Source organism: Moorella naiadis (nom. illeg.) (assembly GCF_051020825.1).
In the GTDB taxonomy this organism is placed as follows: domain Bacteria; phylum Bacillota; class DSM-521; order Neomoorellales; family Neomoorellaceae; genus Neomoorella; species Neomoorella naiadis.
In genome coordinates this window covers 89,357-111,239 of the sequence record NZ_JAXGFQ010000009.1, presented here as the reverse complement: position 1 = coordinate 111,239, position 21,883 = coordinate 89,357, and the positions used below count along the sequence as shown (strand labels likewise).

The window sequence follows — 21,883 nt, the reverse complement described above, 5'->3', positions numbered from 1 at the left end:
TTCATCTCCCTTGAAAATATTAAACAATATATCTCGCTTTCGCTGGCGGGAATATTAGTGCACTGGAACCTTGCATCTCCCGGACCACCTGGACCAGGGAGTTGGATTTTAAGTCATCTATCCGGTAATATTCCGCTCCTAATGCAACGGCCAGTTCCCGGGCCAGGCCAAAGGTAACCAGGCCGTCTTTTTCTACATCTACCACCAGAGTTTTGATTCTGGCATCGTCACGGATTATCTCCGCCGCTCGCCGAGCCTCAAGGAGGGGCTTATCCTCCCCCATGCTCACATTAGCGCGGCCGTCGGAAATAAGGATCAAAAGAGGGTCAAGGTTAGTGTCTTTATAAAAATGAATTTTAATCAGGTCATATGCCTTGAGCAAGCCTGCCGCCAGAGGGGTTCGCCCGCCGGTTGGTAGTTCCTGGAGTAGTTTATATCCCATTTCCACACTGTTGGTGGGCGGCAGCAGTACTTCAGCTGTCTTACCTTTGAAGGCTACCAGGCCGATTTTATCCCGTTTCTGATAGGCATCCAGCAAGAGGGAAAGAATCGCCCCTTTAGTCTCTACCATCCGCTGTTGGGCCCCCATGGAACCGCTGGCATCCACCACAAAAAGCAGGAAATTGCCGATGCGTTTTTCCCTTACTTTGGCACGAAAATCTCCTTTTTCGATGGCAATGGCCATACCATACTTTTCCCGGTAAACCTGGTAAGGGGCCGCCGCCCTTAAGGTAGCGTCAAAGGCCAGGTCGTTATCTTGTAACCAGACAGTCGCCAGTATATACCTGCCTGCCCTGGTGGCCGTCCTGGTGCGCGAGCGACGGCCGGAACCTTGGCGTAAAATGCGATCCCGCCCGTGGGTAATACGCCGGACGGCAAAAGGCCGGCCTACAGCAAAGACCACGTCCTGCCCTTGAGGGGGCGCAGGAGTGTTCTCTCCTTCTTCAGTCTTTCCGTTATATTCCTCACCATGAGGTTCTTCCCCTGATTTCTGGCCGTCGTTTTCCCGGGGCTGTTCAGGTGGGGCTTCGACCTGCTCGGGAGCTGATTCGGGATTTTCTTCTTGCTGTGACGGTTCTTCCCGGGTTTCAGGCGGCTGGAATTGTTCTGGAGGCGGCGCCGGTGCTTCCCGCACCCGGTGGGGCAGTACCAGTTCCGCTGCCTCCTGTACGTCAGCCTCGGTCACTTCTTCCCGCCCTGCGAGGGCGGCGATGGTGCGCGCTGTTGCCGTCATAATGATATCAGCCCGGTGGCCGGCGGTACAGGCTTCTACGCATAACCGGGCTATTAATGCCAACAATTCTTCCCTGATAGTTACCCGGGGTAAGATTTGCCGGGCGGTAAGGATTTTTTGGCGTAAACTTTCTTCTTCTGCTGACCATTGGGCGAGAAACCTCAAAGGGTCGGCTTCAAAGGCTCCCCAGCGTTTAATTATTTCTACCCGCTGCCCGTGGTCGTGTACACCTGCAATCTGCACGCAGAGGCCCAAGCGGTCCAAAAGATGGGGCCTTAACTCCCCTTCTTCCGGGTTCATAGTACCGACCAGGATGAATTCTGCCGGGTGGGTATAAGAAATTCCTTCCCTTTCGACGATATTTACCCCCATGGCGGCGGCGTCCAAGAGGACATCTACCAGGTGATCGTCCAGCAGGTTTACTTCGTCCACATAGATGATACCGCGATTGGCCCGGGCCAGTATTCCCGGTTCAAAGCGGGGCCGCCCGTGCTTGATGGCATATTCGAAGTCCAGGCTCCCGACCAGGCGGTCTTCGGTGGCTGATATGGGCAGATCAATGACCGGGACCCTGCGCCTGACCCGGGGTAGCTTTTCTCCCCGGGCCAATCTCTCCCTGCAGTTAAGACACAGGCGGTTATAATCTTCAGGATCACAATTATAAGGACAACCGGCGACAACCTCTATTTCGGGTAACAGGGCCGCCAGGGCACGTACGGCCGTAGATTTGGCCGTGCCCTTTTCTCCCCGGATGAGGATCCCGCCCAGGCGAGGGTTAATGGCATTTAAGATTAACCCCTTCTGCATTTTCTCCTGGCCGACAATGGCGGTAAAGGGATAGATGTATCGTTTATAGACAGGCACGCTAACGCCTCCTTAATGCAAGTACGGCAGCAGCCATCATTCCGTCCGGGCCTCTAATTCCCCTTCTATATCCAAGTACAGTTCCTTTAAGGCGGCAGCAGTTTCCGGCCGGGCCTGCCACATTCCCCTTTCGATGGCTTCTAAAAGCTGGGCCGTAATAGTCTGCAATGCCCAGGGGTTGACCTCCTTAAACCATTCCTGCATCCCCGGATCCAGAGCATACTTTTGCGCCAGGGCTTCATAGAGCCAGTCGTCCAGCACTTCCGCCGTGGCGTCCCAGCCAAAAGAATACTCCACCAAAGCCGCCAGGTCGCCGGCGCCCTTGTACCCATGGCGCTTCATACTTTCAATCCACTTGGGGTTAAGCACCCGCGCCCGGAAGATATGCCGGGTCTCCTCCCCCAGGGTACGTACCCGTACTCGCCTGGGGTCGCTGCTGTCGCCGCTGAAGGAGAGGGGTGGTTCTCCTTTAATGGCCTTAACGGCCGCCACCATGCCGCCATGGTAGGAGTAAAAGTCATCACTGTCAAACATGTCTACTTCCCGGCTGTCCTCGTTCTTTACCGTTGCGACCACCGTAGCGAGACGGCGCCGGAAGGTGTCCTGGGCCTCCCGGCCATAAGTACGGCGGCTGTAGGCATAGCCGCCCCAGGTAACGTAGACTTCCCCCAGGTCCTTAGCATCCTGCCAGTTCTTGGCCGTGATTAAATCGCTGACCCCGGCGCCGTAAGCACCGAGCCGGTCGCTGAAAATACGCCACCTGGCTTCCTCCCGGGCTTGTTCCTCCTCTACGCCGGCTGCTATCCGCGCAGTTGCTTCGGCTTTTACATGGGCCGCCACAAAATTCATTGTCTCCGGTTCGTCCAGCCCGGCTACCATTTCCACCGCCCGATCAAGCAGGTGGATGACATTCAGGAAGGCATCGCGAAACATCCCGGAAGCCCGAATAGTTACATCAACCCGCGGCCGCCCCAGCTCCTCAAGGGGTATCACCGCCAGTCCTTTAACGCGCCCGCTTTTTTCTTCCCATACCGGTCGTACCCCCAGCAGATACAAGGCCTGGGCGATATCCTCGCCCCCGGTACGCATATTGGTGGTGGCCCAGATCACCATCCCGACGTTTTCCGGATAGTCCCCTTTTTCCTGCTGATAGCGCTCAAGGAGAGCCCCTGTCAGTTTCATGCCCACTTCCCAAGCCGCGCGGGTAGGTATGGCCTGGGGGTCAATTGAGTAAAAGTTGCGGCCAGTAGGCAGGATATCAGCCATACCCCGGGTAGGTGCACCCGCAGGACCGGGTGGAATAAAACCACCCGCCAGGGCCTTAATAGAGTTTCCGATTTCTTCTACCGTGGCTTGCAGGGACGGTACCAAAGAGTCGGTAATATATTTACCCAGGCGGATAATTTCTTCATCCCGGCACCCCAGAGTCTTTTCTGAAATTGTCGGTATGACTTCCTCGCTGAATCCGGAGGACGCCAGGGCTTTGATAAACTCCCTGCCTAGTTGCTCGATTTCATCCATGATTTCAGCGTTAGTACGCCTTGTCGCTGCATCGAAGAATCCAAGCTCACCTAGTAACTGGTCGTAATTGTATCCCTTCACTAGGGCCAATCGTTCCCGTAAAGCGGGAAAATCGTTGTTGGGCAGGCGGGTTAAAGCCAGGAGCATTTCTACCAGGGCTTCCTCGCGGGGTGCCTGGCCCAGGATGTGAAGGCCGTCCCGGATAAGGGTATCTTTTATGTCGTACAGGTAATAATGCAGCCGTTCCAGGAAGCCTTCCCAGTCTTGCTCAGCCTCTTCTTGCGCCAGGCCCAGGTCGCGGTCCAAGCGGCTGGCAGCAACCTTTTCCCAGATCAAACCGCGCAACGTCGGCAGTTTCGTCTCGTCCAGGGTTTTAGCCATATGGTACTCCTTGACCAGGACTTCTATCTCCGCCAGCTCATCGTAAGTATCGGCCCTGGTCATAACCGGAGGCAGGTGGGCAATGATCCCGGCCTGGGTCCGCCGCTTGGCCTGGGTACCTTCCCCAGGATTGTTAATGATGTAAGGGTAAAGGTGGGGCAGGTCATTAATGGCCAGGTCCGGGAAGCAGGCCCCGGACAACCCCACCCCCTTGCCCGGCAGCCACTCCAGGGAACCGTGCTTGCCGATATGGAAAACCATATCCGCCTGGAAAACGTCCCGCAGCCAGCGGTAATAGGCGAGGTAGTGATGGGGCGGGGCCAGGTCAGGGCTGTGGTAAATTGTGGCCGGGTCCTCTAGGAAGCCGCGGGGCGGCTGGATGCCGATAAAAACGTTTCCTAGGAAGATGCCCGGGACGAGGAGCTGGCCCTGGTAATTAAATACTTCACCCGGCGGCTCACCCCAATTGCCTGTTAATTGTTCCCGGGCCGGGGTAGGAAAGGCCTCAAACCAGTTCCGGTAGGTATCCCCGTCCACTTGAGCGGCTGCCCGGCGGTCCAGCTCCCGCGGGTCGAGCCAGCCGCGCTCGTTGGTCAGGCCGCACAAAATTTTCTCCATTAATGCCGCCCCGTCCGGCGGCAAGCCCTCCACCAGGTAGCCGGCGGCCTGCATGGCCGCCAGCAGGCGGTGGACGCTGGCCGGGGTATCCAGGCCAAAGGCACAGCCGATGCGGTCATTGCGTGGCGGGTAGTTATGCAGGATAATGGCCACCCTTTTCTCCTGGTTGGGTTTACGCCGCAGTCGGGCCCAGCGCAGGGCCAGGGAGGCAACCTTGCTTACCCGTTCAGGAATAGGTACATACTGGCTTAAAACAGCACCGGTCGAGGGATCCTCCCCGGTCTCTTCCCGGGTGGCAATAGGTACGCTGATTAGATCCCCGTCAAATTCAGGTAAGGCTACACTCATGACCACATCCATGGGCCCCAGACCCTGGGAGCTTTTTTGCCACTCGTCAAAGGGAGTTAGGGACACGATGGCTTTAATCAGGGGTACGTCCAGTCGCTGGTAAAGCTCTTTTTCTTCCACGCGGCTAAAGGTGGGCGTGCCCATGGTCTGGGAGAACATCAGGGTATTAACCACCACGTCTACCACCGGCCGGCCATCCCGGGTAAAATAATTTTCCAGCACCCAGGCCAGTCCCCGGCTGCCCAGCTCGTCGTTCCTGGTGGCGTAAAGGAACACCGGCCAGGCTGTACCACCTTGTTTTTCTACCTGCCGGACAAGTTCATCAATGAATGCCGTGTTGCCTGCCAGCCAGGTGCTCTGGTAAAAAAGTATGCCCACGACCGGCCGACCTTCCAGGAGATTGGCCTGCAAATAAATCGTCGTCACTTCTGGTGCCGGGCAGTCCGGGTGGTATAGGCCTTCCCAGGGTAACGGGCAGGGCTCAGCTGCCGCCACCTCTGTACCACCATAACGACTGGCGGCCCAAAGAAGAAGGTTTTCTAGGTTATCTTCGCCGCCATAGGCCACGTACAGGCGCACCCGCTGGTAATCTTCGGCCATCATATTGCTGAGGGATAAAAGCTGCCGGTTATCTTCACCCGTCGTGGGCAGGACGGCCAGGGGGATATTCTTTTGCCTAGCCAGCTCTACCAGGTCCTGGAGCCCCGGCAGGGAATCCGGCCCGCCCATGAGATGTACGATAATCAGGTCGGCGGCGGCAAATTGAGCAATTTCTCCCGCCGTTCGCCCGCCTTCTCCCCGCTTCGAGAAGGCCACAACTTCAACTAGCCGGCCATAATCCTCCTGCACTGTGCGGACAGCCCGGCTTAAACTACCCAGCTCACCTTCAACGGCCGTATAAAAGCAAACTTTTAAAGCCATAACCCTCTCCCCTCCAGCTTAAAGCTTTGCTCTCCCGTTAGCCGGGCAGACAGGTAAGACCTGCACTCCCAGTTCATCCTGCCATACCCGGGCTTCGACATCATAGACGGCGCGGATATTTTCCGGGGTGAGCACCGCCGGCGGGCTGCCGGAAGCAAAGATGCGGCCTTGATGCAGGAGCACCAGCTTTTGAGAAAAACGACCCGCCAGGTTTAAATCATGCAGTACCATGAGCACGGTCATTCTCTTTTTCCAGGCCAGAAATTCAAGGATGCCCAGCACCTCCAGCTGGTGACGTATATCCAGGTTGGAGGTAGGTTCATCCAGCAAGAGAACCTTAGGCTCTTGGGCCAGGGCGCGGGCGATCATCACCCTCTGTTTTTCACCCCCGCTTAAATGGACCAAGATTTTCCCCGCCAGTGGTTCCAGTTGGAGAAAACGCAGAATTTCTTCTACCACCTGCCGGTCTCTTTGCCCAACAGCCCAGGTTATATAAGGCCTGCGACCTAGTAACACGGCTTCATATACGGTCAGGGGAAAGACTCTCGTACCTTCCTGGGGAACATAGCCCAGCATCATTGCCAGGGCCCGGCTCGACAGGTTGGTTATATTGCGGCCATCCAGGTAGATTACTCCCTGCGCCGGTAGCAATATCCTGGCCAGGCACCGCAGGAAGGTGCTTTTTCCCGAACCGTTTGGCCCGATAATGGTAGCTATTTCCCCTGGTTCGATAGCTAGGGTAACCTCGTTAAGTATTAGTTGGCTATCATAATTAAAACACAGACCATGCACGGCCAGTTTCACGACCACCAGCGCCTCCTTTCCCTAAAGAGAAGCGAGAGAAAAAAGGGTACGCCGATTAGCGAAGTGATTACCCCTACCGGGATTTCGATGGGGCTGGCCACCGTCCGGGCCAGCGTGTCGGCCGCCAGCAAAAGGATAGCCCCCAGCAAACAGGAAGCCGGGATCAGGTAACGATAGTCGCTGCCGACCAGGAAGCGGCCCAGGTGGGGGGCCACCAGGCCAATGAAACCAATAATTCCGGTAAAGGCCACCGTAGCGCTGGCCAGCATGGAGGCACCGACAGCACCGTTACGCCGCAGCCGGCTAAGATTGACACCCAGGTTGGCGGCTACTTCCTCCCCGGCTCCCAGGGCATTGAGGTCCCAGGAAGAGCGCCAGAGAAAACCCAGGGCAGCAAGGCAAACAGGAACAAGCAAAATTAAAGGCTGCCATTTAGCCCCGGCCAGTCCTCCCATGAGCCAGAGAGTGAGTTCCCGCAGTTCTTCATGGGAGGAAAGGTACTTCAGTAAAGATACGCCTGCGGAAAAGAGGTAACCCAGGGCCACGCCGGCCAGGATGAGGGTCTCCGGGGCCAGGCTTCTTAAACTTGCTAAGCCATAGATGACAAAAGTTGTCAGTAGGCCAAAGGTAAAAGCGCAGGCAACGACAATATAACCTTTCGCCAGGGTGAAACCGGCGAGTTTTCCCAGGCCCAGGACCACGGCCAGAGCCGCCCCGAAGGAAGCGCCGGCGGAGATGCCCAGTATATAAGGATCGGCCAGGGGATTGCGTAAAATCCCCTGCATCATCACCCCTGCCCCGGCCAGGCTGCAGCCGGCCAGGGTGGCTAGCAGCACCCGGGGCAGGCGGAGATTTAAAATCACTGTTCGGGCCAGCTTGTTCCCTGCCTCCTGGCCGGAGGAGGTTGTTACCGCCCCCTTGATAACCTGCCAGAGCTCCTGGAAGCTGATATTGGCGCTGCCAAGGCCAAGGGAAACTGCCAGGGCGACCGCCAGAGCCAGGCTTAAAAGAATGATTGTCAATATTTTATGACTTGCCAGCCGGGCATAAAAATCGCCCTCGGCATCGCCGGTAGCATTTTTCCCGGCCATCCTACTATGCATCATTAATGCCCCCTTAAGTGGGTAGACACTTATACCCGGACTTAACCCCCGCGTCTTCCAAGGATGAAAAAAGAAGGTTGGCAGGTTAGCTTATTTAGATTCCGGGTAAACCCAGGTACCCTTTAATTCCATGTGGTAGAACTCCTGCAGTAACTGGCGGTGAACAGCTTCCGGGTCGAGGTCGGCAAAAACGCCGGGGTGGAACCATTTGGCCCAGTAAAGGGAACCGATTACCGACCTGATCCCGGTGCCCAGGCCCCAGCTCATGATATAGACCTTTTTCTGGCTAACCGCGGTTGTTTGCTTCAATGCCGGCCGGGCCAGGATTTCATCATAAAGGGCTTTCATTTTATCCGCGGCGTCCCGGCTGGCCATGCAGATAATGACCTGGGGGTCTTGCCCGGCCAGCCATTCAGGAGTCAGTTCGGGATATTTAACCTTCTGGCCGGCGGCAATATTTTTACCGCCTGATAAGGCAATACGGTCGGCAGCAGGGGTTTTATCGCCGGCACTGTAGTAAGGTTTATTCCACTCGTAGTAAACCCGGGGCTTTTTGTCCTCAGGTATCTTGGCTACCCTTTCCTTAATAATCTGGTAGTATTTATCGCTAAAGGCAATAAGTTTGGCCGCTGTTTCCTCTTTCCCCGTCAGTTCGCCCATTTGTTTAGTTACTAGGGCGGTTTCGTGGGGATAAGAAGTCGTATAGACCAGGACCGGCAGGCCGGCCTCTTCCAGCTTGGCCCGCAGGTCGTCCTTCAACATGGTATCGGCAATGACTACATCCGGGGCGCTCTGGATGATGGTTTCCAGGTTGGGAGCAAAAGAAGATTTAGCCATGACCGGGATTTTCTCCAGAGCAGCCGGGAAGATCGAGTAGCCGTCACGCCCGATGATCTTATCAGCGCTGCCTAAAGCATAAAGAATTTCTGACACACCCGAAGTAATACAAACGATTTTATCCACTGGGCAGGAAATTTTTACTTCTTTGCCGGTGCCGTCAACAAACGTTTTGACTGTTTTCCTGGTATTACCGTTTTGAGTGCCAGTTGTTTTGCTGCTACACCCGGTTACAAAGATTATTACCAGCATTAGCAGGCATATTAACCTGGCGGTAAAACTATATTTTTTGCTCAACATTTTTGATAGCCTCCTCCTTGATTTTTTTACAACGAGCAGGACTCCTGGCTCAGGTTCACCGGCACCGCATTATTGCCACCATCAAAAAAACGGCCTGATCTAACACCTCCCAGCGAACTCCCCGGGCGGGTTAGAATAGGCCGTCCTTCTACCGCTCCCGGCGCATCGGGGACTTCCAGTTATCTGCTCCTTTGGAAGCACCTTGCCGGACCGGCTGGCTGCATTTAAGCCTGGCCCCTCGGGGCCAGACGCCTATCCTTATAAAATTAAACCCCTGCTCCAATATGAACAGGGGGAGTGCCCGTTCCCCATCCTGCGTAGGGAGCATCAGCTACTGCAGCAAGCACCAGGTCTCCTGGCTCGGGTTCTCCGCTCCCCCACGCCTTCCCAGTCCAGCACTCAGCCCCTGCAGTTGCACCGTCCCGAGTACTTCTTAAAAAAGATAACCCGTAGCGGTAGAGATCTTGCTGAGTGCCGGACCAGTGGCCTGTTGTGGGGTCACTCCCCCTTACAGTGGCGCGACCGCGCCGGCTTTGCACCGGCTTCCCTTGATGCTAACCGGATATTGTTTTTATATACTCATTCTTCTTCTACTAAAAACCATAAAATCCTTCCTTGGCTAATTAATTTGCCTCCTTTGGATGCCCTGTTAACACGAAAATAACCCTATTTTCATGTTTGGTTGTTCCCTGCGAGGCATGGCCGATTAGTAAGAAGACTTTTTCTTACAAATTAATATTTTTGTGTCCAAGGCGTCGCCTAATTTGCAAAGGCTGGTGCCTCCGAATTCATCTGTTTCTATGATCCGTTCAATAAAAAAGTATCTCTCAAGAAGTTTGAGGTAATCTTCATAAAAAATGTCCCCGGCAAACTCATAGACCCTCCTTTGCTTCTTTAAAAAAACATCAAAGCTTGTCAGATTCCATTCAAAATCCAGCAATATATTCTTTGAGTCTTCATCCTTGCGATACTATACCCGAAAGGTCAATGAAACTTCTCGCCATCCCATAAAACGAGCGCTGTCGCTCACAGCACGCAAGCTGGTACGCCTGGTTTACGCCATGCTATCCCAAGGTCAGCTCTATCAAACTCCAGACACTAAGGCTACCCAGCTAGCCAGCCGGGAGGTGAGTACTAAGCCCCTTGCTTCTTCCGAGCCTGCCCAGGCAACGGAGGCTACGAATTACGGCATAGCAGCTACTAAGGGCAAAACAAAAGTGAAGACCAGACGGTTGCCGCATGCCCCAAAGAACTCTGCTAAGCCGCAGGAACATACACGGGGTCATTCAGCAGTCAACACGTAAGGTTTTCACTTGTCCCTAATCTATCAAAGACTAGGGATGTTGTCAAGACGCTTACATTATTTCTCGTTTTGTAGGCTTATTTTGTTATGCTCATTTTTCAAAGAACCCGTAATCTCAACACTTCATCTCGTCACAATTTTTTTCATGAAACTACTTGACTTTCACCGCAGTCTTCCGGATAGTTCAACCTTATAAACTCCAATATCTCCTGATTTCACCAGCCGAATCCCGTTTAAAAAACTGCTCCCGCCGTTTTTTTTGCGGGGTACCTGGCCTGTTGCAACTCTAATATTAGCGAACACCCGTCATACTAAATATTTTTTTCCTGGGTATCTGCCGGCAATAAGGTAATCGTAAGTTTGCGGTGATAACGTTGCAATATCTTGACAAAGCTGGGACCAAAGAGCAAATAAAAGGCGGCGTTGCCCAGGGCGTGCATAGTGTCAAACCAAAAGCTGGCGGCATATGCGGCTGTAAAGGACTGCCAGTTCAAAGGGTGGACAAAGGCCGTCCAAAACCACAGGTTCATGATCCAGCCAAAAAAATAGCCCCAGAGAAAACTAAAAACCGTCATCGCCTTGACACCGGCACGGGGAAAGATAAACTTCATCAACCCCGCCGTGGTGCCGGCCAGGCCCCAGGCAAACATCTGCCAGGGCGTCCAGGGTCCCTGACCCAGAAAAAAATTAGACACCAGGGCTGCCGTAGAGCCGACAATAAAACCGGCCCGCGGCCCGAAAACAAAACCGGAAATAATGACTATGAAGGTAGTCGGCTGAACATTGGGCACGGCGGCAAAGGGGACACGGCCGACGGCGGCAATGGTGCCCAGCATGGCGATGACGGCCACTTCCCTGGTAGAAACCCGCCCCTGTTCAAAGCCCCAGTACAGCAACACCAGTACGATAATGATTATCACCGAGGCCAGGAGCCCCCACCCCTGACCCCAAAGGAGGGCTTTAAACCTGACACTGACCAGGAGCAGGCCCAAAATCAGCACCAGGGTCAGAGGAAAAAAGATTTTCCGGCAGTAAGAGGGCATCTATTTTATCCCCCAATTGATTGGTTTTCAGGCGTTTTACCATATGTCCGGCGCTGCCCTATGCGCTGCCTTATGAGGGAATCATCTGCGAAGCACCTTTATGGGCGGGTTTAACCGGGAACCGCCTGCTTGGCCGGCTGCACAGGTGCCAGCCGGGCCAAGGCTTCCCCTAAGGTCAGGACGCCGCCCACATAACCGCGGCACATCCTGCCAATCTGGGTGGTGTAAAAAAACGACTGGCCCATGACCTGATGCTTGGGGCCATCGGCTACGACCCGGCCGGCAGCCATCACCATTACCCGGTCAGCGTAGGCGGCGGCAAACTCAACGTCGTGGGTGACCAAAATTACAGCAGTTCCCCCCTTGCCCAAGGCCGCCAACATGGCCCCCAGTTCGTCCTTCAGGCGATAGTCCATCCCCCGCGTGGGTTCGTCCAGCAGCAGGATGGAAGGCCGGGTTACCAAGATGGAGGCCAGGGCAACCCGCTGGCGCTCGCCACCGCTCAAATCGCGGGGGTTTAGCCCGCGGCAGGATTCCAGGCCCAGTAGGGTCAGGAGTTCGTCAACAATACCGTCGTCGGGCAGGCCGAAATTCTTCAGGGTGAACAGCAATTCTGCGGCCACTGTGTCCTGGAAAAGATAATCGTTGGGATTCTGGGAAAGGTAGGCAATTCCGGCATTACCGGGCCGCCCCTCGCCTTTATAAATCTCGCGCCCCTTAACCTGCACCCAGCCCCGGCCCGGCTTTAAGAGGCCGGCCATAACCTTCAAGAGGGTGGATTTGCCGGCGCCGTTGGCCCCCAGGACGGCCACCAGTTCGCCGGCGGCAATTTGCACGCTTACATCCTGCAAGGCTTCTTTGCCGTTGGGATAGGCAAACCATACCTTGCCCATGGTCAAAATCGGCCCGCCCGGGCCCCCTTTCACCGCCGGCATCAGGCTGGGATGCTCCCGGCAGTTAAAATTGGTCTGCAGCAAGCGGCGCCCTTCCTTGACGGTAACGGGAACGACCGGAAAGCCGGTGCCAGCAAAAAAACGACTTACGGGAGGAACAAAGGGGATCCCCTTGGGAGCCGCCCAGCGGGCGAATTGCGCCGGCGTCCCCTCATACTTGATCTGGCCGGCATCCATGTACAACACCCGGTCCGCCAGGTGAAAACACCGTTCTAACCGTTGCTCGATTAAAACGACGGTCAGACCCATTTCCTCATTTAGTCGTTTGACGAGATTGAGGATCTCCTCGGCCGCTACCGGGTCCAGCTGGGAAGTGGGCTCATCAAAAACTAAAACCCGCGGCTGCATGGCCAAAACGGCGGCCAGGGCCAATTTTTGCTTCTGACCGCCGGAAAGTTGCGCGGTAAATTCTTGTTTAACCGCCGTCAAGTCGAGAAAATGTAATACTTCGGCCACCCGCCGGGACATCTCCGCCGGTGGTAGGCCCAAATTTTCCAAGCCGAAAGCGATTTCCGTCTCCACACTGGTCATCACCAGCTGTTTCTCCGGGTCTTGAAAAACTATCCCCACCTCCCGGGCCAGTTGCCGCCGGTCTAACTCCCTTATGTTCCGCCCTTGAAAGTAAACCTGCCCGCCGAAGCGGCCGCCGTAAAAGTCAGGTACCAAGCCGGCCAGCACCCGGGCCAGGGTGGATTTGCCCGACCCCGAACCGCCGATTACTAGTAAAAACTCCCCTTCCTCAAGGCGTAAATTGACATCCTTTAAGGCCGGCCTTTCCCGATCTGGGTAGTAGTAGATCAGATTCTCGCTTTGAAATAAAGACACCGCTGCCACCCCCAGCTTAAAACTGCCGGTATTGATAAAGCGAATAGGACAATGATTAAAACGACGATGGTCCCGGGGCTGGTGATTAAATAACCCAGCTGCGGGTAAAAAGCAAAGATGCTGAAACCTTTAACCTGACCGTAAACTGCCACTGCCAGAGCCAGGATACTCCCTCCCAGGCAGAAGCTGTCCCGCGGCCGCCAGTTGTCCCGCCGGTAACAGGTACGCCGACCGCTGCCGAAGGCCCGTGCCTGCATGGCTTCGGCTATTTCCAGGGAGTCTTCCAGGGAAGATAGGAGGAGGATATTAATCAAGCCGGCGTATTTAGACAGCCGTTTTTTTAAGGTCCCGGCATTAAAATCGACGCCCCGCATCACCTGGACCTCGCGGATATTCTCTAGTTGTCGGATCATGGCCGGAAACATCCTGGTAGCCAGGGAGAGTACCAGGGCCGAGCGGGAGGCCGTCCGCGCCAGTAGACTTAACACCTTGTCCGGGTGGATAATGAGATTATAAAGGCAAAAAACGCTGACGATGGTTAAAAGACGCACGCTCATGGCCGCGCCGTAACAGATGGCTTCCAAAGAGACAGTCAGGGGGCCGAAAATCGGCAGGCGCGGCCCCCACCAGATAACGGTCTCCCCGGCACGTACAACAAGAGCGTTAATAATGATCACCAGCCCCATCATGCCTAAGCTGATGCGGAAATAGACTTCCCATGTCGCCAGGCCCTGGGCGGCGCCGATAGTCAGGACGACGACCATGAACACCCCGAGTAGGTAGAGGGGGTTGGTGAATATTAGCGTCAGCACCAGGAGGATGCCCACGTAAGCCAGGGCTGCCGCGGGGTGCAGGCTTTGTAAAAAGCTATTTTTCTCCTGGTAAAAGAATTGCTCGAACATTCTCAGCGCCTCCCTCCATTATCGCCTTTTTACCGGCGGCGGTACGATAACCGCTCCGTCCGGTTGATAAATTAAGGTGCGGATCCCTTTAAATCCCCCCAGGTAGGACCGGCATTATCAATGCTTTCGCTGTACCACCAAATAATCTTATCACCGGCGTTGATTTTTTTCTCGCCGGCCGCCACCATGGGGGTTTCATTGTTGACCTTGTACATCCAGCCGCACATGCCTTTATTGGCCTGGTCGGCTATACTCAGGACCAGATTGCCGTACACGGGGCTCATGCTGTATTTCAGGCCGGTGGCATCGAGGGCGCCCAGGGCGGTCAGGCCCCATTTATTGTTTTTATTAACGGTAACCGCAGCGGGGCCGAAAAGGATCTGTCCCTTTAAGCCGACGACAGCTATACCCACCCGGCAGCCTTCAGGGGGCGGTGGTACCGGGACATTATTTTTCCCCCCGGCCTGGCTGACGTTACGTGGCTGATCCGGCGGAGCAACGCCGGCAGCAACCCGGCCGTCGCCTTGAGAGGGCGCAGGAGTAAGCCCCGGCGAGCCGGCAGGAGCGGCGGTTTTGCCCCCGGCGGTTGTCCCGTTATCGCCAAGGGTCTTTTCGTTGGCCGCCGGCGAGGTGTTTCCCTGGGCCTGGCCGCCGGTATTTCCTGGGACGTTGTTGCCGCCCGCCGGGCTTCCCGCCGGCGCAGCAACTTGGCTTTGGGTAAGGGCCGTCTCGGCGGCGCCGGGGTTGGTGGCGGTAGTTTTTGGCCGCCAAACTGCCGGTCCGATTAAAGCCGCCATAATTACCACGGCCGCCGCCAGGTAAATTATTTTTTTCGGCACTAAAAACCCCTCGCTGTATCTGTAAAGTCAGATTTTACTCTTAGATCGACTCTCCAAGTGAAACATAGAACGACACTATGCATGGTAAAAATTACCACTTACGAAGAATTAAACCTACTACCAGCATAGCAACGATAATACCGGCGTACAGCGTTAACGGGGGCTGCATTCTTTCATTTTCTTTTAACTGCAGCAAAAAAATATCGCTTCGGGAACTCTTTTCCACCCCTTTTCTCCCGGCCAACACATATCCGCCACCATTTGCCAGCACAATGCTGTAGCCACAGTTGAAACCGAAGCCGGGGATGGTTTTCTCCCAAAGAGGATCACCGTTTTTGTTAGTCTTTACCAAATAAATGTCATAGCCGCCCCCGTTGGATTCCTTCTTGCCCGCCAAGACATAACCACCATCTCTGGCCCGGCAGACGGCATGGAACGCACCGGCGCTTTCAGCGCCGTAAGTTTTTTCCCAGAGATCATTGCCCTCGTGGTCGACCTTAATCAGGCAGGCCGCCAAAATGTTGCCCTGCCGGCCGGCTACCTCCTTCTCCCCGGCAATCATATAGCCGCCGTCACGGGATGTAGTCAGAGACCAGGCGTAATTCGACCCTTTGCCCCCATATGTCTTCTGCCAAAGCAACTGCCCGCTACCGTCCGTCCGCAGAAGGTATATGTCGGGATTGCCGTTACCAAAGGATTCCGTATTGCCCGCGATGAGGTAACCGCCGTCATCCACCTCCAGCACGGCATAGCCGCAGTCGGAACCCTTACCGCCGTATGTTTTTTCCCAGAGCTTTTGGCCGCTAGAGTCCAATTTGATCAGGTAAACGTCATATATACCCGCACCAAAGGACTCCGTACCCCCGGCTAGGATGAAGCTGCCGTCTTTTGTTTGTTGTACGGACCAGGCGTAGTCGCAATACTGCCCGCCGAAGTTCCGTTCCCACAAGAGCTCACCCCTTTCATCAGTGCGTACCACATAAACATCATGGTCATACCCCTTGGGGGATTTCGTATCGCCAACTACGATAAAACCGCCCTCGCGAACTTCCTGGACACAGTAGCCGCAACTGTAGCCATTGCCTTTGAATGTTTTCTGCCACAGCTCGTTCCCTTTACGGTCCAGGCGGGCAAGAAAGACCTCTGCACCTTCTTCCCCGGTCTCGATCCAGCCGGTAAGAACATACCCTCCGTCCCTGGTCCCGGTCACCCAGCGGGCCTCTCCTTTACCGGGGGTGAAAAACCATCCTTCCACCGGAACCCGGCTGGCAGCTGCCACTGTCTGCCCGGATAAAATCAGTCCTGCGGCGACCAAAGAAAAAAGCAATGGCAGCAGCAAAACTGCACCTACTTTTTTTGCCGCCAACACAATTTCCCAATCCTCTCTGCAACACAGATATTTGGAGGGCAAATAATTCCTGACTTGATATAAAGCGTGTTTTATACCATCCCCGGCTTGCCGGTACCGTTGTCGGCACTTCGCCCGATGCTTACTGCCGTAAAATCATTCGCTTAAACAAAAGACTAAGGCTTTGTAATACAGGTTCTAGTGCCCACCCGCAGCCCTTCAAAGATATTGCACATCCATTTTGCGGCGAAAATATTGTAAGATTTTTACGGTCTGGCGTCCCAGGGCGGCGCAGAAAAACAGGTTGCCGATGGCCCGCAGGGAATCGAAGCTAAAACCCGCCGCCCAGGTGAAAAAATAGCTTTGCAACGTCAAGGGACGGATGAACACGGTCCACTGCCACACATCCATGATGGCCCCGTACAGGTAGCCCCACAGCAAACAAATGGCCGTTAGCGTCCTGCTGCCAGTCCGGGGGAAAAGAGTCTTGACCGCCCCTCCGGAAACGCCCACCAACCCCCAGCAAAGCATCTGCCAGGGCGTCCAGGAACCCTGTCCCATAAAAAAGTTGGAAATCAACGGCGTCATGGCCCCGACAAAAAAGCCCAACCTGGCGCCATAGACAAAGCCCGTTATTTCCACCAAAAACATGGTGGGCTGCAGAAATAAAAGCCCCACTCCCGTTACCGCCCGGCCGGCCGCACACATGGCGGCCAGCACGGCAATAAGCGATACCTGCCGGGAGTCCAGGCCCCCTTTTTTCTCCAGTGCCGAGAAAAGTAGGACAACGGCAAAAATGCCGCCCAGGGTGGCATAAAGGCCCCAGTTCATCCCCATCCAGCCTTCGCTCCCCCAATCCTAAAGTTTCAACGCCGGTATTTTTCGCCTTTTTATGTTCCGCCACTCTTTGGGCAAACTCGGCGGCAAACTCCCCATCATGGGTGACCATGACCACCGTTTTGCCCCGGAAGGCCTCTTCTTTTACCAAAGTTATCAGTTCTACACTTAAAGCATGTCTTTTCTCCTTCCTGGACTTCCAGGCAGATCAGGGCGGGTTTTTCCGTTTCGGGATAATAGTAGGTCAAATTTTCGACTTGAAAAAGTAGCAGTGGCTCCACCCCTTGCTCAAGATAAGCGGTACGGACAGGTAAAACAACACGATTAAAAGGATCACCAAGGTCGCGCCGTCTTTAATCAGGAAGTCCGCCTCCGGGTAAAAGCTATACCGTCCGTAGCCATAACGCCAGCCCCATCCGGCCGCCAGTAGGGCCAGCAGGCTGCCGCCGAGACAGAAGAGATCCCGGGGCCTGAGCATATTCCGCCTATAAACGGAACGCTTGCCGCTACCGAAGGCCCTGGCCTGGAGGGACTCGGCAATCTCCATGGCCCCCTCCAGGGAGGACAAAAGCAAGACATTATATAAACCGGAGTATTTTCTCGCCCGCTGCCACAGGTTCCCGGTGTCGAAGTCGACGCCCCGCAACTGCTGCACCTCCCTGATCCTCTGCAGGTCCCTAACCATGACGGGAAACAGGCGCGTGGCCAGGGCAATTACCAGCACTGACCTGACCCCTGCCCCAGAAAAAAGATTAAAAACATTGTCCGGGTTAATCATCAGGTTATACAAGCAAAAAATGCTGATGACGATCAGCAGCCTCAAGCCGGAAACGGCGCCAAAATACACCGCTTCCATGGATATGTCCAGCTTTCCCCAAAAGGGAACCTCCGGGCCATGCCAGATGATGGTTTTGCCGGTCCGGATCACCAGGGGGTTGACCAGCATCACTACCAGCATTAAAATGACTCCTGCTTTCAGAAACCCCTCCCAGGCGTCCAGGCCGTCAGCATCTCTGATCAGGAGAGCCAGAAGGAGCAGGAGGGCCAGCAAATAAAGGGGGTGGTCATAGCTCAGGCTCAGGATGAGAAGCACCAGAAGATAAACTAGGGCTGTGGCCGGGTGGAAGCTCTGCAGGAAAAGACCTTTCTCCTGGTAAAAAAGCCTGTCAAACATCCCGCCACCCCTTTACTTCTCGCTTAACAGGTCTTCCCACCGGGGAGGAGGCTGGTCCATGCTCCGGCTGTACCACCAGATTACTTTATCCCCCGTTTTTACCGGGTGCTTGCTGGCCATATGCATGGGCACTTCACCATTGACGGAATACATCCAGCCGGCCATCTGGTAGTTGGCCTGCCCGCCAATGGCATCGACAAAATCGGGCCAGGTAGGTTTTGTGGCGTAGGGAAGGCCGGTGGCATCCAGGGCGCCCAGGGCGGTAATCCCCCACTTGTTGTCCGGTTTAATCGTAACCTGCCCGGGTTTAAAAAGAAACGCATCATTTTTCCCGACGACGGCCACCCAGACCCTACACCCTGCTTCCCTTTCCGGCGCGGCAGAAGAATTTGCTCCCGGTTGGAAAGGGGAGGCGCCTCCTTGGGGCTTAGCAAGGGATTGCTCCTTTGAAGCCCCGCCAGGCGCCTGGTTGTCCTGTTTCACCGCGGGAGAGGAACTTGGTGCCGATTCTCCGGCAGGCTGGCTTAGATTTACGTTGGGAGAAGATTGACCGCCGCCGGCGGCAGGCTGACCCTGGGAGGTAACAGCACTCTGCTGTTCCGCTGCACTGGGGCTAGCTGTCTGGCCAACGGTCATATGGCTGGCCGGCCGGGCCTGCTGGGAGCTGAAAACTTTGTGCATATAAAGGGCCGGTCCAATTACCCCCACCATAACGGCCAGCAGGGCAACAACATAAATAAGCTTCTTGCTAATCGATGATCACCTCCTCTTGTTCGCAAACGTTTTCCGGTGGCGCCGGCGGGAGCGGGACGGACCCGCTCCCGCCTCTACTTTTTTTTACATTACTTTTTTTCAGCAGCCAGCTGCAGCTTCTGCCACACCCGGCAGAGCACTACAGTAGCTTCTGCCCGGGTGGCGTCACCTGCAGGGACGAACTGGCCCGTCGCCCGGCCTACCATTATTCTCTCCTGCGCCACCAGGGCCACCGCATTGCGCGCCCAGGAAGAAATAGAGGCGGCATCTTGAAAGCCGGCCAGCAGCCCGGATGCCTCGGTAGCACCGATGGTCATATTGAGCCCCTTTTGCGCCATTAACCGCACCATCATGGCCGCCATTTGCTCCCGGGTGATGGGCTCGTCCGGGGCAAAACTATGTTCGCCGACACCCCGCACCAACCCTGCTTTAGCCGCCGCACCCACGACGCCGCAGTACCAGGCGTTTTGCGGCACGTCATGGAAAGGTTTCGCCCCGTCCGGGTCGGCCGCCAGGCCGGCCATCCGGGCCACGATGGCGGCAAATTCGGCCCGCGTAACGGTGGCTTCCGGTGCAAACTTGTTATCCCCCACACCGGCTACAAAACCTTGCGCGGCCATGAATTCAATCTCTTTCTGGGCCCAGTGCCCGGCAATATCGGCAAAAGTCTTCACCGCAGGGGCGGGGGTCTCCAGCAAGGCATATTTGCTGAAATGTTCGGCTTTGAAGGTAATAACACCTGCCCCCTGGTCATAGGTTCCGCCCACCTCAGCCCAGGTCTTGGCGCTTTCCTCATAGCGGTAGGCTTTCAACCGGCCGGCCGCCGCCGCTTCCTCGGCTCCAGCAGGAACCGGCAGCATCACCAGGCAGCCGGGAAGCTGCGTGATCTTCTGCGCCGCTCCGTCTTTCTTTACGGCCAGCACGTCCAGCTCGTAGACATCGCCCGCCAGTTTAAGCTTAGCGCCAACAGGTTTAAGCAGATCTTGGGCTTCGGCGCCGCTCAACTTCTGGGCTTTCACCTGAAGCTGCGCTGCCTCGGCAGCCTTCAACTCCGGCGCTTTCAAGCTGTCCACGGGAAGCACAAACTGTACGCCGGAAACGGCGACGGCCAGGGGTTTGTTGACAGCAATTATCTTAGCCACATGATCCACCGTCAGGGCCAGCACGGTTTGGTCGGCGCCTGCCTGCAGTACTACCCGGCCGGTTGAAGCTGCGCCAGCCATGGCTTCATTGAAAACGGAATCGCTCACTGCGGCAGGCAGGCCGGCTGTCTGGCCGCCCCCGCCGGAAGCCCACCTCACCAGTTCGTCCCATGTGGGGGGCTGCTGGTCCATGCTCTTGCTGTAGTACCAGATAATCTTATCGCCCTCATTAATATTGTACTTTTCCGGGCCAAAGGAGGGCATCTGCCCGTTCACGGCGTACATCCAGCCGGCCATGCCGCTGTTGGCCTGCCCGGCGATGTCATCGACCAGGACGCCCCAAGACCAGGTGGAAGTATGGTAGTAGACGCCCGCGGCTTCCAGGGCCCCCAGGGCGGTGAGGCCCCATTTGTTTCCTTGCGGCACCATTACGTAGGACGGGCCGTAGAGCAGTTCGTTGTTCATGCCCACGGCGGCCATCCCCACCGTCACCGCCGTAGCGGCAGCGCCGCCGCTGGGGGGAGCCGGCACGGTCAGCGTAGCCGCCGCCGTCAGGCCGTTATAGACGGCCTTAACCACCGTCTGGCCGGCACCTTTCGCCGTAACCTGCCCTTTGTAAACACTGTCGTCAACGCTGGCGATGCCGGTATCGGCTACGGACCAGGCGGCCCACTGGGTCACGTCAGACTGGCCGTAGGCGTCCTGCCAGACGGCGCGGAATTGTTGTTGAGTGCCTATGCTCAAAGTGGCTTGCACTGGGTCAAGATAAAAACCAGGCTTAATGTCCAGTAAATTGCAGGCGCTGAGCGCCCAGGTGGCGTCCATGGCGTTTTTTGAGGTGCCCAGTGAGCCGTCCTGGTTGACGACCGCGCCGCTCAGCAGGTAGTCAACGGGGCTCTTCCCCAAGGAAGACTGCCAGGTGGCCGGGTCCTGGCCGAGGGTCTTGGCCGTAAGGATCGCTTCGCAGGTGTCTACCAGCGGGTCGTCCCAACCGGCCTTAAAGCTGCCGTCGGCCTGCTGCTGCTTTTTCAGCCACTCGAGCCCATTATAAACGGCCGCCTGAACCGCAACATCGCCGCCGCTGGGATCCAGGTAGTGCAGCGCCCGCAGGGCCTCTGCCGTAGACATAAAGTCGGTGAAATAGTGTAGGCCATTAGCATCTGTCCAGCTACCGCCCCAGGCGCCGTACACATCTGCGGACACGGTGAGTTGATTGCTTAAAATATTATCCCTGGCGTAAGCGGCGTTGACAACGCTCAGCTTGCCCGCCCGGCCCAGCAGGTCAAAGGCCGGCAGGTCGCTGAAAAGGCTGTTGTCAAAACCGCTTTCCGTCTGCCTGTTTTTCAAAATCGCCGCCAGCTGATCGGCCAGATCGTTTCGCCCCAGCGCCTGGGCGGCCACCAGGTCCTGGGCCAGGGTTTTGGCCTTGACGTTAGCCTGGTTTTGCAAGTCGCTGTAAACAGTATCGGCTACGGTATTTTCTAGGTTTTTACTGTTATACACCCAGGTGCTGACATCTACCCCGGCCTGTCTTAATACATAAAAAGCGTAAGAGCCGACCCCGGAGTCCGAATTATTGATCCCCTTCTGGGCGTACTCATTGTACAAAAACTGCACGGCATTGTTGGCCGGTGAGCCGGATACCCCGCTGGCGCCGGCATTTACCGCCGGCGCCAGAAGGGTTACGGCCATGAGTAAAACCAGCAGCAGGCTTAACTTTTTAATTGCCCTTCGATGGTTATGCAACTTCCCGAACCCCCTTACGGTGTTCTCATTGGAGAGCCTCGCCAAATTTTACCATAGTAACTTGTCCCCCGCAGAAACAAACGCCTT

Annotated in this window: 14 protein-coding genes and 1 riboswitch; all 14 genes read right to left on the bottom strand. The window is 55.8% G+C overall.

What is annotated here, in order from left to right:
- Positions 1–19: 19 nt before the first annotated feature.
- Positions 20–2,041 carry a putative cobaltochelatase gene (locus tag SDD30_RS07970; RefSeq protein ID WP_434074414.1) on the bottom strand — a complete coding sequence of 674 codons (2,022 nt, stop codon included), beginning with the start codon at positions 2,039–2,041 and terminating at the stop codon, positions 20–22.
- A 93-nt stretch (positions 2,042–2,134) separates the two neighbouring features.
- Positions 2,135–5,887, bottom strand: coding sequence for a cobaltochelatase subunit CobN (cobN, locus tag SDD30_RS07965; RefSeq protein WP_434074391.1), 3,753 nt, complete (start codon positions 5,885–5,887; stop codon positions 2,135–2,137).
- An 18-nt stretch (positions 5,888–5,905) separates the two neighbouring features.
- On the bottom strand, positions 5,906–6,691 hold the full coding sequence (locus tag SDD30_RS07960) for an ABC transporter ATP-binding protein (RefSeq protein ID WP_434074390.1): 786 nt from the start codon (positions 6,689–6,691) through the stop codon (positions 5,906–5,908).
- Positions 6,688–7,797, bottom strand: coding sequence for a FecCD family ABC transporter permease (locus SDD30_RS07955; protein ID WP_434074389.1), 1,110 nt, complete (start codon positions 7,795–7,797; stop codon positions 6,688–6,690). The genes SDD30_RS07960 and SDD30_RS07955 overlap by 4 nt, the downstream gene beginning before the upstream one ends.
- A gap of 87 nt (positions 7,798–7,884) precedes the next feature.
- Positions 7,885–8,931, bottom strand: a complete 1,047-nt coding sequence (locus tag SDD30_RS07950; protein WP_434074388.1) for an ABC transporter substrate-binding protein — start codon at positions 8,929–8,931, stop codon at positions 7,885–7,887.
- A 348-nt stretch (positions 8,932–9,279) separates the two neighbouring features.
- A riboswitch (cobalamin riboswitch) is annotated at positions 9,280–9,480 on the bottom strand.
- A gap of 1,065 nt (positions 9,481–10,545) precedes the next feature.
- Positions 10,546–11,277, bottom strand: coding sequence for an ECF transporter S component (locus SDD30_RS07945; protein WP_434074387.1), 732 nt, complete (start codon positions 11,275–11,277; stop codon positions 10,546–10,548).
- 110 nt (positions 11,278–11,387) lie between these two features.
- On the bottom strand, positions 11,388–13,055 hold the full coding sequence (locus SDD30_RS07940) for an ABC transporter ATP-binding protein (RefSeq protein WP_434074386.1): 1,668 nt from the start codon (positions 13,053–13,055) through the stop codon (positions 11,388–11,390).
- Positions 13,028–13,957: an energy-coupling factor transporter transmembrane component T family protein gene (locus tag SDD30_RS07935; RefSeq protein WP_434074385.1), complete on the bottom strand. Its 930-nt coding sequence runs from the start codon at positions 13,955–13,957 to the stop codon at positions 13,028–13,030. The genes SDD30_RS07940 and SDD30_RS07935 overlap by 28 nt, the downstream gene beginning before the upstream one ends.
- Positions 13,958–14,028: 71 nt before the next feature.
- Positions 14,029–14,796, bottom strand: a complete 768-nt coding sequence (locus SDD30_RS07930; protein WP_434074384.1) for a DUF4430 domain-containing protein — start codon at positions 14,794–14,796, stop codon at positions 14,029–14,031.
- A gap of 91 nt (positions 14,797–14,887) precedes the next feature.
- Positions 14,888–16,135 carry an outer membrane protein assembly factor BamB family protein gene (locus SDD30_RS07925; RefSeq protein ID WP_434074383.1) on the bottom strand — a complete coding sequence of 416 codons (1,248 nt, stop codon included), beginning with the start codon at positions 16,133–16,135 and terminating at the stop codon, positions 14,888–14,890.
- Positions 16,136–16,363: 228 nt separating this feature from the next.
- Positions 16,364–16,981: an ECF transporter S component family protein gene (locus SDD30_RS07920; protein WP_434074382.1), complete on the bottom strand. Its 618-nt coding sequence runs from the start codon at positions 16,979–16,981 to the stop codon at positions 16,364–16,366.
- A 244-nt stretch (positions 16,982–17,225) separates the two neighbouring features.
- Positions 17,226–18,155 (bottom strand): energy-coupling factor transporter transmembrane component T, encoded by a 930-nt coding sequence (locus tag SDD30_RS07915; protein WP_434074381.1) that lies wholly within the window; start codon positions 18,153–18,155, stop codon positions 17,226–17,228.
- Between the two features lie 12 nt (positions 18,156–18,167).
- Positions 18,168–18,866: a DUF4430 domain-containing protein gene (locus SDD30_RS07910; protein WP_434074380.1), complete on the bottom strand. Its 699-nt coding sequence runs from the start codon at positions 18,864–18,866 to the stop codon at positions 18,168–18,170.
- A 131-nt stretch (positions 18,867–18,997) separates the two neighbouring features.
- Positions 18,998–21,796: an S-layer homology domain-containing protein gene (locus SDD30_RS07905; RefSeq protein WP_434074379.1), complete on the bottom strand. Its 2,799-nt coding sequence runs from the start codon at positions 21,794–21,796 to the stop codon at positions 18,998–19,000.
- Between the last annotated feature and the right edge of the window lie 87 nt (positions 21,797–21,883).